The following is a 12,359-nucleotide window of genomic DNA, read 5'->3' on the forward strand; positions in this document are numbered from 1 at the left end:
CTGTCGATTCCATGAAATAAGGCGCCAATATTTGAGCGTCAAATTTAAACACATGGCAATGTGACATTACACTTCTTTATTTCCTCCAGACGCACAAACGCCAAACCACTGCAACGAATCACGCTTCGTTTCAGTGGTTTGGCGTTTAAGTGCGGGGGTTAAGTGACGCTCAGTGCTGGGTTTTGTGGTCCAGGGCAGCGTAGAAGTTAGCGCTTTGTTGCAGGTATTTCTGGGTGTAGGCACTGGTGCTGGATTTTTTACCGCTGACTTCAACGCTGGCGGCAGCAGGCAAGGCAACAGTGGCGGAAACAGCGGAAGCGGCGATGATGGAGAAGAGATTCAAGTTCATGTCGGTAACCCTTGTGTTCGTTTGGTTGAGTGGCCGGGGAAGGCCTTGGAACCAAACTTACGCCCGAGGGCTGAACCTTAGAAATGCTTTGAAACAGTAGCCGCTATTAATACAATTAATACACCAGGTCAGGCCCCGCACTGCGGGGCCTGTGGCTTATTGACGCACCAGGAACTTGAGGTCGCTGGGGGCATCGATCGGCAATTTCTGCACGGTTTTACCCAGCAGGCCGGTCTTGGGGTCGCGTTCGACCACCACAATTTCGTTGCTCTTCTGGTTGGCGATCAGCAGGAACTTGCCACTCGGGTCGAGGCTGAATTCCCGCGGGTGGTCGCCTTCCACCGAGCGACGCTGCAGTTCCTTGAGGTGCGCGGTGGCCGGGTCGATGCTGAACACCAGCATCTGGTTGGCCGTGCCACGGTTGCTCACGTAGAGGAACTTGCCATCGCTGGAGGCATGCAGCGCAGCACCGGCCTTGTCGGACACGGGTTGCCCGGCAGCAAAGTCCACCAGCTGGGTTTGGGTGAGCTTGCCATCGTTGTAATCGAACACCGCGACCTGGGCGCTCATCTCGGTGGTCAGCCACGCATGTTTGCCATCGGCGCTGAACAGCAGGTGACGCGGGCCACTGCCCGGCGGCAATTGCACAGACGCCGGATCGGCCGGGGTCAACGGCAGTTCGTGGTTGGCCTTGGGGTCGTAATGGTAGGCAAACACCTTGTCGGCGCCCAGGTCCTGCACAAACACGTACTTGCCATCCGGCGACGACACCACCGAGTGCACATGGTTGGAGGCCTGGCGCTCAGGGTTGACGCGGCTGGCCGGGTGGCCGCTCAACTGCACCGGCGTCGACAGCTTGCCAGTGGCATCCACCGGCAAAATCGCCAGGCTGCCGCCCGGGTCTTCGAGTACCGAATAGTTGGCGACAAACAGGTAACGCCCGTCAGCGGCCACGCTGGAATGGGTCGGCTCATTGCCCAGGCTCTGCACCTGGTTGATCAGGGTCAGCTGATGGCTCTTGGGGTCAATGCTGTAGCTGCTCACGCGGCCGACCGGGTCTTTTTGCCCCGGGCCGTTTTCGTTCACCACATACAGATGCTTCTGGTCTTTGGAGACCGTGAGCCACGACGGGTTCGCCGCCTTGGCCGCCAGCATAGGCTTGCCACTGAACTGCCCGGTACGGCTGTCGAATTGCAGGCGGTAAATACCCTCGCTGGTGCCGGCGGTGTAGCTGCCGACCAGCAGTTCATAGGTATCGGCTGGCGCCGCTTGCACCGACATCGCGCCGACACTGCCGGCCATCAGCAGGGGCCAGAATTTACGCATGATCATCCGCTTCATCCTCGTCGTTATTGTTGTCGCCCTTGATCGCGCTCAAGCAGACCAGGCGGTGTTCACCGTCGGCGTTGCTCAGCAGCCAGCTTTGCAAGCTGGCATCAAAGGTTGCGGCATTCAATTGTTCTGGACTGAATGTCCAACGCTTGAGTTCCCGCCCGTCCATGCTTTCGATCACCAATTGCTGATCGAACGTGAAGTCGAAGGCGTGCAGCCCGTTGATGATCAGCATGTCGCTGTCTTGCAAGGCGGTGCTCAGGTTGGGGTGTGCGTCGGTCATGATGTGAAGTCACTGCGGGGGAAAAGACACATGATAGGTCAATTCCCCCGCCGTGCCTTGCGGCGATGGTCTATAGCGGTCAGTGCGCGAACAACGAGTTGCCCTTCTGCCCCGCGAGTTTCTCGGGTTTGATCAGGAACCGCGCCAGCGCCGGCAGCAGCCACAGCGCACCGAACATGTTCCACAGCAGCATGAAGGTGAGCATCAGGCCCATGTCGGCCTGGAACTTGATCGCCGAGAAAATCCAGGTGCACACGCCAATCGCCAGGCACAGGCCGGTGAACAGCACGGCCTTGCCGGTGGACTTGAGCGTCTGGTAGTACGCCTCTTGCAGCGGCAGGCCGGCACGCAGGAAACTTTCCAGGCGGCTGTAGATGTAGATGCCGTAGTCCACGCCGATCCCCACGCCCAGCGCCACCACCGGCAGGGTCGCGACCTTGACGCCGATGCCCATGAACGCCATCAGCGCGTTGCCCAGCACCGAGGTCAGCACCAGCGGCAGCACGATGCACAGGGTCGCCGCCCACGAGCGGAAGGTGATCATGCACATGGTGGCCACGCACAGGTAAACCAGGATCAGGATGGTCAGCTCGGACTCCTTGATCACTTCGTTGGTGGCCGCCTCGATCCCGGCGTTACCGGCGGCGAGGATGAACTCCAGGCCGTCCTTGTTGTTCTCCTTGGCGAAGTCCTGCACCGCATGCACCGCGCGGTCGAGGGTTTCGGCCTTGTGGTCGTTGAGGAACACCAGCACCGGCGCCAGCGAGCAATTGTTGTTGTAGAGGCCATCGGCGCGGGCGATGGAGTTGTTGAGCACGTCCGGGTTGCGCGACAGGGTTTCCCATTTCAGGTTGCCCTCGTTCATGCCCTTGATCATCTGCTTGGACACGGTCACCAGCGAGATCGCCGACTGCACGCCCTCGGTGTTCTGCATCTTCCACATCAACTGGTCGATGGGCGCCATGGCTTCGTAGCGCGAGCAGCCTTCGGCCTTGGTCTTGACCATCACCACCAGCACGTCGGAGCTGGTGGAGTAGTTGCTGATGATGAAGTTGTTGTCTTTGTTGTAGCGCGAGTCCGGGCGCAGTTCCGGCGCGCCCTGGTCGAGGTCACCGATCTTGAGGTTCTGGCTGTACCAGAGGCCGCCACCAAAGGCCACCAAGGCCAGCAGGATCGAGACCGGGGCGACTTTGGCACTGGCGAAATTCGACAGCAGGCGCCAGAACGAATGCTCGCGGTTGGCGTCCTTCTTGCTCTTGGCGATTGCGCGTTTGCTGATGCCGACGTAGGAAATCGCCACCGGCAGAAGAATGAGGTTGGTGAACACGATCACCGCCACGCCGATCGAGGCGCCGATGGCCAACTCGCGGATCACGCCGATGTCGATGATCAACAGGGTGATAAAGCCCACCGCGTCGGCGAGGATCGCGATCATCCCCGGCAGGAACAGCTGGCGGAAGGTGCGTCGCGCTGCGGTCAGCGCATTGTCGGCCTCACTGGATTGCAGGGCGATACCGTTGATCTTCTGCACGCCATGGGAAATGCCGATGGCGAAGATCAGGAACGGCACCAGCATCGAATACGGGTCCAGGCCGAACCCGAAGAAGTGCATCAGCCCGAGTTGCCAGACCACCGCCACCAGGGTGGTGCTCAACACCGCGACGGTACTGCGCAGGCAGTTGGTGAACCACAGCAGCAGAATCAGGGTGATCACGAACGCGACGCCAAAGAACAGCACCACCATCACCAGGCCGTCGATCAGGTCGCCGACCTTCTTGGCGAAGCCGACGATATGGATCTTGACGTTGGGGTTCTGCGCTTCGAACTTGTCGCGGATCTTGTCTTCAAGCTCGTGGGAGAACTTGCGGTAGTCCAGGGCCAGCAGCTTGCCCTGGTCCTGCGGGTCCGGGTAGGACTCCAGCAGCGGAATATCGACAATGCTCGACTTGAAGTCGTTGGCCACCAAACGCCCGACCTGGCCGGACTTGAGCACGTTGTTGCGCAGCAGGTCGAGGCTGTCCTGGGAGCCGTTGTAGCTCTGCGGGATCACTTCACCGCCGGCAAAGCCTTCCTCGGTCACTTCGGTCCAGCGCACGCTGGGGCTCCACAGCGACTTGAGGCCGGAGCGGTCGACGCCGGAGATGTAGAACACCTCGTCGTTGATCTGGCGCAGGGTCTCCATGTACTCCTTCGTGAAGATGTCACCGTCCTTGGCTTCCACCGAGATGCGCACGGTGTTGCCCAGGTTGGCCAGGTCGTTGCGGTGCTCCATCATCTTTTCGATGAAGGGGTGCTTGAGGGGGATCATCTTTTCGAAGCTGGTGGACGGGCGAATCAACGTCGCCTGCCAGAACAGGAAAATGCTCACCAGCAGGCAGATCACGATGACTGCCGGGCGGTTGTTGAAGATCAGGCGCTCAAGAAAGGTCGCTTTATCGTTGTGATGACTGCTCATTCTGTCCCCGCCTTCTTATTGTTTTGTCGGTTCAGCGCCGGTGGGTGCCGCGACGCGAACACCCCCCTGCCCGGCCAGAATCAAGTTGCCATTACCTGCCGACGTGACCGCCGAGAGTGAAATACGGTCCGGGCGGTTGAACACGCTGAAGGTCTGGCCGTCGTCGTGGCTGACCACCACGCTGCCGCCGTTGCCGACCACCACGATGGAACCGTCGTCCAGCAAGGTTGCGCCTGACAAACCAAACTCCAGCGCCCCACGCGCCGCGTTCAATTCGACCTGTTCCCAGGTGCTGCCGAAATCCGTGGAACGGTAGAGGTTGCCGCGCAGGCCGTAGGCCAACAGCGTCTGAGGTTGTGCGGTGCTGATCACGCCAAACAGCGAGCCCTCGTAGGGGCCTTCGAGTTTTTCCCAGGTCTGGCCGTCGTCGCTGGAGCGGAACATGCTGCCCTGCTCGCCGACGATGAACAGGCCGGCGTCCTTGATGTGGGCAATGGCGTTGAGGTGGAACTGGTCTTCGTTGTCGAGGCGGTCGCTGACATCTTCCCAGGTGTTGCCGCCATCGGTGGTTTCGATCAGCGCACCGTAGGCACCCACGGCCAAGCCGTGGTTGGCGTCGTTGAACCACACGTCGAGCAACGGCGCTTCGCGCTTGAGGTCCTGGTATTGCTGGGTCCACGTGGCGCCGCCGTCGGTGCTGGCGAGGATCTGCGCATCATGGCCGACCGCCCAACCTTGCTTGTCATCGACGAAAAAAACTGCAGTGAGCAGTTGCCGGGTCGGTACTTTGGCCTGGGTCCAGGTGCTGCCCTGGTCATCGGAATAGAGGATGTGCCCGCGGTCACCGACCGCCACCAGGCGCTTGCCGGCGTGCACCACATCGATCATCAGGCCTTTGGCGGCCTTGGGGGATTCAATCGCAAACACTGCAGCGCCAGTGGTATCGCCGGCGGCCTGGGCGGCGTTCAAGCCGAATCCAAACAGCGAGAGCGCTGCGGCCAGCAACGCAACCTTGCGTGCGGCGCGTGGGCGGCAAACAACCCTACCCATGACAGGCTCACTCATAGACCTTCTCCCATTTATTATTTTTTGTTAGGTCGTCTCGCCTTCCAGGGCCTTGAAACCTGCAATCTAGAGCGCCTGAAGGAAGCAGGGGCCATCCTATCGGGCTTTCGAATCGTCTGACAATCGGCGCTACGTTATCTTTTGTTAACTGACGGCGTTTGGGCATGGCCTGAATATAGCGGCATTACCCAGGCTGATTAATGAATTTTTATTCCATCTCTTGAAATATGAGAATTTTTATTCCATTAATAGCCTTCCTGAAAACAATAATGCAAAGGACCACGGCTATGCGTGAACTCGGAATCGGTTTGATCGGCACAGGTTTCATGGGCCGCGCCCACGCCCTGGCGTTCAACAATGCCCGGGCGGTATTCGAACTGCCGGTAACCCTCAAGCTGGCCGCCCTGGCCGATGCCGACACCGAACGCGCCCATCGCTGTGCCAAGGCCTGGGGCTTTGCCCAGGCCCACGGCGACTGGCAAGCGTTGATCAACGACCCGGCGGTGGACGTGGTGGCCATCACCACGCCGAACCATCTGCACTACCCCATGGCCATGGCCGCGATTGCCGCCGGCAAGGCGGTGTACTGCGAAAAGCCCCTGGCCGTGAGCCTCGAACAGGCCGACGCCATGCGCCGCGCCGCCAGCAGCGCCGGGGTGGTCACGCGGGTCGGCTACAACTACCAGCACAACCCGATGATTGGCCTGGCGCGGCAGATGATCGCCAACGGTGACCTTGGCGAGATCATCAGCTTCCAGGGCGAGTTCAGCGAAGATTTCATGGCCGACCCGGCGTCACCGTGGTCCTGGCGTTGCCAAGTGGAACATGCCGGCGGCGCGTTGGCGGACCTGGGCAGCCACTTGCTGTCGATGGCGCATTACCTGGTCGGCGAGGTGGTCAGCGTGTGTGCCGATACGCAGACCGTCCACGGCCAGCGCCCGGCTTTGAAGGGCAGCAGCGAGTTGAAAGGCATCGCGGTGGATGACCAGGTGCATGCCCTGCTGCGCTTCGCCAACGGCGCACGCGGCACGGTGAGCAGCAGCTGGCTCAAGCATGGCTACAAGAACCACCTGAGTTTCGAGATCAGCGGCACTAAAGGCACGCTCGCGTTCGACCAGGAACGCCTCAACGAACTGCGCCTGTGCCGTGTGGGCCAGGATGGTTTCCAGCGCCTGCTGGCCGGCCCCGCCCTGCCCGGCTATGCCGCGTTCAGCCCGGCGGCGGGGCACCAGCTGGGTTACAACGAATTGAAGACGCTGGAGGTGCAGGAGTTGATCATGGCGGTGGCTGGCCAGGGCGCGGAGGGCACCGATTTTGAAGCGGCGTGGGCGGTGGAGCGGTTGGCGACAGCGATTCGCGTGGCGGCGGCTGAAGAGCGCTGGGTCAAAGTCGACACGGTTTAAAAATGTGGGAGGGGGCTTGCCCCCGATGGCTGAGTGTCAGATACACATTCAGTGACTGACACACTGCTATCGGGGGCAAGCCCCCTCCCACATTTGCATCTCCATTGGTTGTGAGATCAGCGCAGGGCCCGGCGCAGCACTTTGCCTACAGTGGTTTTAGGCAACTCTGTGGTTCGGAACTCCACATACTTGGGCATTTTGTACCCGGTCAAATACTCCCGGCAGTGCGCCAGGATCTGCTCCTGGGTCAGGCTCGGGTCCTTGCGTACCACAATGATCTTGACCTTCTCGCCGGTCACCGCGTCTTCCACGCCAATCGCCGCCACTTCCCCCACGCCGGGGTGCAACGCCACCACATCCTCAATTTCATTGGGGTACACGTTGAAACCCGACACCAGGATCATGTCCTTCTTGCGGTCGACCAGGCGGATGTAACCGCGCGCGTCCATCACGCCGATATCGCCGGTCGACAACCAGCCCTCGGCATCCAGCACCTCGGCGGTTTCCTTGGGCCGCAGCCAGTAGCCCTGCATCACTTGCGGGCCGCGCACTTGCAACTCGCCCTGCTCGCCGATCTCGGCCAGTTCGCCGTCTTCGCGAATAAACCGCACCCAGGTCGACGGCAACGGCACGCCGATGCTGCCGGTGAATTCCATCCCGCGCATGCGCGCAATGTCGATGGGGCTGATGCTCACCACCGGCGAACACTCGGTGAGGCCGTAGCCTTCGATGATCGGCAGCCCGGTGACTTCCTTCCAGCGTTTGGCCACCGCCGTGTGCGTGGCCATGCCGCCGGCGATCACCATGCGCAGGTCGGAAAAGTCCCGCGCGCAGAACTCCTTGTTCTCCAGCAAACCGTTAAACAGCGTGTTAACCCCGGCGATGCCGTTGAAACGCTCCTTGCGCAGGATCATCTGCACGCGCTTCACGTCCCGTGGGTTGGCAATCAGGATGTTGCGCCCGCCCAGGCACATGAACATCAGGCAATTCACGGTCAGCGAAAAGATGTGATAAAGCGGCAACAGCGTGACGTTGGTTTCCTGCTTGTTCTGGTCCAGTTGGTCGCCGACCCAGGCCTTGGCTTGCAGCAGGTTGGCGATGATATTGCGGTGGCTGAGCATCACGCCCTTGGCATCCCCGGTGGTGCCGCCGGTGTATTGCAGGAACGCCAGGTCATCGAGCTGCAGGCTTACCGGAAAATGGTTGAGGGCCCTGCCCTGCTTGAGCACCTGATTGAAGCGTACCGAACCGCGCAGGTTGAAACGGGGCACCTGCTTTTGCACCCGACGCAGGATGAAGTTCATCGCCGCGCCCTTGAAGGTACCGAGCAAGTCGCCAATGGCCGCCACCACCACGCGCTTGACGCTACTGCCGGCCACGACTTTTTCCAGGGTGTGGGCGAAGTTTTCGAAGATCACCACGGTTTCGGCGCCGCTGTCCTTGAGCAGATGTTTCAGCTCATGGGCGGTGTACAACGGGTTGACGTTGACCACCACCGCCCCGGCCAGGATGGTGCCCAGCAAGCAGATCGGGTATTGCAGGCAGTTGGGCATCATCAGCGCCACACGGTCACCCGGCTGCACGCCCTGGCCCTGCAGCCAGGCGGCAAACGCATGGCCCTGCACCTGCCAGTCGGCGTAAGTCATTTCGGTGCCGATGCTCACGTAGGCGACCCGTTCGCGGTACTTCTCCAAGTGTTCCAGGAACACCTCGCGCAACGACGGGTAGTCCTCGATAGCCGCGTCGATGTCCGCCGGTACGCCGGGCAAGTAAGCGTCCAACCAGATCCGTTCGGTTTGTTCCTGGCTTACAGCGTTCATGGCAGTCTCCTTGTTGTTGTTTTTGATAGAGCTACTTTTCGACAATTGCAGTGATGCCCAGCCCGCCGGCCGCGCAGATCGAGATCAGGCCGCGCCCGCCGCCGTTGGCGTGGATAGTCTTGGCCAGCGTCGCCAACTGCCGGCCGCCCGTGGCGGCAAACGGGTGTCCGCAGCCCAGGGAGCCGCCGTTGACGTTCATTTTGGCGCGGTCGATGCTGCCCAGCGGCGCGTCCAGGCCTAGCCGTTCGCGGCAGTAATCGGCGTCTTCCCAGGCCTTGAGGGTGCACAGCACCTGGGCGGCAAAGGCTTCATGGATCTCGAAAAAATCGAAATCGGCAAAGCTCAGCCCTTCGCGCTGGAGCATGCGCGGCACGGCATAGGCCGGGGCCATCAGCAGGCCCTCGGTGCCATCGACAAAATTCACCGCCGCCGTCTCGCCGGTGCGCAGGTACGCCAGCACCGGCCAGCCGTGTTGCGCGGCCCATTCTTCGCTGGCCAGCAGCACCACCGAGGCGCCATCGGTGAGCGGCGTGGAATTGCCCGCCGTGAGCGTGCCGTGCTGGCGGTCGTAGGCCGGGGCCAGGCCGGCGAGTTTTTCCAGGCGGGTATCGGCGCGCAGATTGTTGTCACGCGCGAGGCCGCGATGGGGGCTGATCAGGTCGTCGAAAAAACCGCGCTTATACGCGGCATCCAGGCGCTGATGGCTGGTGAGGGTCAGTTCATCCTGGGCCAGGCGTTTGATCTGCCAGCGCTGGGCCATTGCTTCGCAGTGCTCGCCCATGGACAGCCCGGTGCGCGGCTCGCCATTGCGCGGCAGCAATGGCTTGAAAAACATTGCCGGGCGCACCTTCAGCAACGTTTTCAACTTATCGCCCAGGCCCTTGGCGCGGTTGGCCGCGAGCAAGGTGTGGCGCAGGGATTCATTGATGCCGATGGGCGCGTCCGAGGTGGTGTCGGCGCCGCCGGCGATGCCCACGTCGATTTGGCCGAGGGCGATTTTATTCGCCACCAGCAAGGCGGCTTCCAGGCCGGTGCCGCAGGCTTGCTGCACATCGTAGGCCGGCGTATCGGGGGACAGCGTGGTGGATAGCAGCGACTCGCGCGCCAGGTTGAAATCCCGCGAATGCTTGATCACTGCACCGGCGGCGAACTCGCCCAGGCGCTGGCCGTGCAGGTTGTAGCGGTCGACCAGGCCTTGCAGCGCGGACACCAGCAGGTCCTGGTTGCTGTCGTGGGCGTAGACCGTGTTGGAGCGGGCAAACGGGATGCGGTTACCGCCGATAATCGCTACGCGGCGGGTGGGGGCCGGGTTGAAGCTGTAGTCACTCATTTAAGGCTCTCATTCCAGATGAACAACCCGCGCATATGCGGTTTGTCGCCAGCAAAATTACGTACCTCAAACTCACGGCGCGGGCCGCTCACGGGGCGATTCCACAGCGCGACCTGGCCGGGCAGGAAGATCGGCAGCTTGAAGTCGCAATGCGCTTCGGCCTGCGCCAACCCACCCGGCGGTTGCTGGGCGGCCAGGGCGCGGCCGAGGGTCCACATGCCGTGGGCGATGGCGCGGCGAAAGCCGAAGATTTTCGCGCCGATCACTGAGGTGTGAATCGGGTTGAAATCCCCCGATACCTTGGCAAAGCGCCGGCCCAGGTCAGCGGGCAAGACCCAGCGCTGGCTGCGCAGCAGGCCGTCTTCCTGCAAGGGCAAGGCGTCTGCCCACGGCTCGCCCACGGGATCTTGCACGTCGCGTCGCAGGTACAGGCTGTCGCTTTCCCACACCAACGTGCCGGCACTGTAGGCACGGGTGGCGATGCTCAACGCCTGGCCTTTGGGATGGGCGACCCAGCGCTCGCAATACACCTCCAGGCGCAATGCCTGGCCTTCGTGCAGGCGCTGGTGCTGACGAATGCGATTGGCCAAATGCACCATGCCGCTGGCCGGGTACGGAAAGCTCGGCCGGGTCAGCAGCATCAAGTGCAAGGGGAACGCCAGCACATGGGGATAGGACAGCGGCACACCCTGCTCGCGGCGAAAACCGCAGGCACGGCCATAGGCGGCGATGCCGGCAGCCGACAACTCCACCGCCGAGCGCACCAGGCGCTCCTTGGGCAGCAGCGGCGCGCCCTCGAACTTGGGTTTGCGCAGCGCGCGCACGCCGTCCAGCAGCAGCCGGGTGCGGGTGGGCGGCGGGTCGATGATCTGCGTGATGTAGTCCATCGGCTTAGGCTCCCAACAGGCTTTGCCCGCACACGCGTACGACTTGGCCGTTAACCGCGCCAGACGCCGGGTGTGCCAGCCAGGCAATCGTCTCGGCCACGTCGACCGGCTGGCCGCCCTGGCTCATGGAGTTCATGCGCCGCCCCGCTTCGCGGATCATCAGCGGGATTTTTGCGGTCATCTGGGTTTCGATAAACCCCGGCGCCACCGCGTTTACCGTGACCTGCTGCGCCGCCGCACGGCTGGCCAGGCCTTGCACCAGGCCGATCACCCCGGCCTTGGAGGTGGCGTAGTTGCTTTGCCCCAGGTTGCCGGCGATGCCGGAAATCGACGACACACAGACAATGCGCCCGCCGGGGTTCAGGCCGCCATTCTCCAGCAGCGCAGTGCTCAGTTGCAGCGGCGCTTCGAGGTTGACCGCCATGACGCTGCGCCAGGCGGCTTCGGCCATTTTGGCGATGGTTTTGTCGCGGGTGATCCCGGCGTTGTGCACCACCACGTCGAAGGCGCCGTATTGGCTGACGTGGGCCAGCAACTGTGAGGCGGCGTCCGGCGCGGTGATGTCCAGCGGCATTGAGGAGCCGCCAACGCTGGCGGCCGCCTGTTGCAGGGATTCGTGAGCCTGGGGCACATCCACGCAAACCACATGGGCGCCATCGCGGGCCAGCACCTGGGCAATCGCCAGGCCGATGCCACGGGACGCGCCAGTGACCAGCGCGCGGCGTCCGGCGAAAGGTTTGTCCCAATTGACCGCGACGTGGCCGTCCACCGGTTGTTCCAGGCGCACCACTTGGCCGGACACGTAGGCCGAACGCCGCGACAGGAAGAAACGCAGGCTGCTGTCCAGCGCGGCTTCGGCCCCGGGCGCCACGTACAGCAACTGCACGGTGATTGCGCGGCGCAGCTCCTTGGCCAGCGAGCGCACCAGGCCTTCGAGGGCGCGCTGGGCGATGGCCTGGGGCAAGTCCGCGCAGTGTTCGGGCGCGGTACCCAACACGACCACGCGGCCGTGTTGGCTGAGGCGTTTGGCATTGGCGTGGAAAAATTCGTACAGCTCATCCAGCTGTTGCAGGCCGGTTACCTCGCTGGCATCGAACACCGCGCCCTGCACCTTGACCGTGGACGGCGCTTTAAGCGTGGCCGGGGTGGCGACCACGGTGTCGGTGACGCTGAACACCTGTTGCACCGACGCCGCCAGGCGCCCTGCCCCGGCGATGATCACCGGGTTGGCCAGGCCCGCCTGGCCGCTGCGATGGCGTTGCAGGGGTAAGGGTTGCGGCAGGCCGATGGCCTGGGCCAGGCGTCGGCCCCAGGGGGAATTGACGAAGGAGAGGTAGTTGTCACTCATAGTAAAAATTCACTCACTGAACACGGTCAGTGTGGGAGGGGGCTTGCCCCCGATAGCGGTGGGTCAGTCACATATCTGTTGGCTGAT

10 protein-coding genes are annotated in these 12,359 nt (G+C 62.4%); 1 reads left to right on the plus strand and 9 read right to left on the minus strand.

What is annotated here, in order from left to right; genetic code table 11:
- Nucleotides 1-169: 169 nt before the first annotated feature.
- The 5 genes from AC0IYH_RS16835 to AC0IYH_RS16855 all read right to left on the minus strand — a co-directional run bounded on the left by AC0IYH_RS16835 (nt 170) and on the right by AC0IYH_RS16855 (nt 5,469).
- Entirely contained in the window at nt 170-349 is a 180-nt protein-coding gene (locus tag AC0IYH_RS16835; RefSeq protein WP_145166200.1) for a hypothetical protein, read from the minus strand.
- A gap of 156 nt (nt 350-505) precedes the next feature.
- Nucleotides 506-1,681, minus strand: a complete 1,176-nt coding sequence (locus AC0IYH_RS16840; protein WP_471835247.1) for a lactonase family protein — start codon at nt 1,679-1,681, stop codon at nt 506-508.
- Nucleotides 1,668-1,964, minus strand: a complete 297-nt coding sequence (locus AC0IYH_RS16845) for a DUF5629 family protein (RefSeq protein ID WP_116628984.1) — start codon at nt 1,962-1,964, stop codon at nt 1,668-1,670. The genes AC0IYH_RS16840 and AC0IYH_RS16845 overlap by 14 nt, the downstream gene beginning before the upstream one ends.
- Nucleotides 1,965-2,043: 79 nt before the next feature.
- The gene (locus tag AC0IYH_RS16850; protein ID WP_116628983.1) at nt 2,044-4,419 is read right to left on the minus strand and encodes an efflux RND transporter permease subunit; all 2,376 of its coding nucleotides are present in this window, start codon (nt 4,417-4,419) and stop codon (nt 2,044-2,046) included.
- Between the two features lie 15 nt (nt 4,420-4,434).
- Complete coding sequence (locus AC0IYH_RS16855; protein WP_471835353.1) at nt 4,435-5,469, minus strand: WD40/YVTN/BNR-like repeat-containing protein; 1,035 nt, start codon at nt 5,467-5,469, stop codon at nt 4,435-4,437.
- A 302-nt stretch (nt 5,470-5,771) separates the two neighbouring features.
- Between AC0IYH_RS16855 and AC0IYH_RS16860 the strand changes: the two genes are divergently transcribed.
- Nucleotides 5,772-6,887: a Gfo/Idh/MocA family protein gene (locus AC0IYH_RS16860; protein WP_471835249.1), complete on the plus strand. Its 1,116-nt coding sequence runs from the start codon at nt 5,772-5,774 to the stop codon at nt 6,885-6,887.
- A gap of 116 nt (nt 6,888-7,003) precedes the next feature.
- Here AC0IYH_RS16860 and AC0IYH_RS16865 read toward each other — a convergent pair whose 3' ends face one another.
- The 4 genes from AC0IYH_RS16865 to AC0IYH_RS16880 are packed head-to-tail and all read right to left on the minus strand — an operon-like array spanning nt 7,004 to nt 12,272.
- Nucleotides 7,004-8,707 (minus strand): AMP-binding protein, encoded by a 1,704-nt coding sequence (locus AC0IYH_RS16865; protein WP_471835251.1) that lies wholly within the window; start codon nt 8,705-8,707, stop codon nt 7,004-7,006.
- 31 nt (nt 8,708-8,738) lie between these two features.
- Entirely contained in the window at nt 8,739-10,037 is a 1,299-nt protein-coding gene (locus AC0IYH_RS16870; RefSeq protein WP_471835253.1) for an acetyl-CoA C-acetyltransferase, read from the minus strand.
- Entirely contained in the window at nt 10,034-10,924 is an 891-nt protein-coding gene (locus AC0IYH_RS16875; RefSeq protein WP_122771951.1) for a MaoC/PaaZ C-terminal domain-containing protein, read from the minus strand. Before AC0IYH_RS16875 ends, AC0IYH_RS16870 begins: the two co-directional genes overlap by 4 nt.
- Nucleotides 10,925-10,928: 4 nt before the next feature.
- Nucleotides 10,929-12,272 carry a 3-oxoacyl-ACP reductase gene (locus AC0IYH_RS16880; RefSeq protein ID WP_122771950.1) on the minus strand — a complete coding sequence of 448 codons (1,344 nt, stop codon included), beginning with the start codon at nt 12,270-12,272 and terminating at the stop codon, nt 10,929-10,931.
- Between the last annotated feature and the right edge of the window lie 87 nt (nt 12,273-12,359).

Source organism: Pseudomonas sp. AC463 (assembly GCF_979253585.1).

Excerpts from the sequence above, each read along its gene's own strand:
- AC0IYH_RS16835 (WP_145166200.1), bottom strand. The coding sequence starts at position 349 with ATGAACTTGAATCTCTTCTCCATCATCGCCGCTTCCGCTGTTTCCGCC.
- AC0IYH_RS16840 (WP_471835247.1), bottom strand. The coding sequence starts at position 1,681 with ATGATCATGCGTAAATTCTGGCCCCTGCTGATGGCCGGCAGTGTCGGC.
- AC0IYH_RS16845 (WP_116628984.1), bottom strand. The coding sequence starts at position 1,964 with ATGACCGACGCACACCCCAACCTGAGCACCGCCTTGCAAGACAGCGAC.
- AC0IYH_RS16850 (WP_116628983.1), bottom strand. The coding sequence starts at position 4,419 with ATGAGCAGTCATCACAACGATAAAGCGACCTTTCTTGAGCGCCTGATC.
- AC0IYH_RS16855 (WP_471835353.1), bottom strand. The coding sequence starts at position 5,469 with ATGGGTAGGGTTGTTTGCCGCCCACGCGCCGCACGCAAGGTTGCGTTG.
- AC0IYH_RS16860 (WP_471835249.1), top strand. The coding sequence starts at position 5,772 with ATGCGTGAACTCGGAATCGGTTTGATCGGCACAGGTTTCATGGGCCGC.
- AC0IYH_RS16865 (WP_471835251.1), bottom strand. The coding sequence starts at position 8,707 with ATGAACGCTGTAAGCCAGGAACAAACCGAACGGATCTGGTTGGACGCT.
- AC0IYH_RS16870 (WP_471835253.1), bottom strand. The coding sequence starts at position 10,037 with ATGAGTGACTACAGCTTCAACCCGGCCCCCACCCGCCGCGTAGCGATT.
- AC0IYH_RS16875 (WP_122771951.1), bottom strand. The coding sequence starts at position 10,924 with ATGGACTACATCACGCAGATCATCGACCCGCCGCCCACCCGCACCCGG.
- AC0IYH_RS16880 (WP_122771950.1), bottom strand. The coding sequence starts at position 12,272 with ATGAGTGACAACTACCTCTCCTTCGTCAATTCCCCCTGGGGCCGACGC.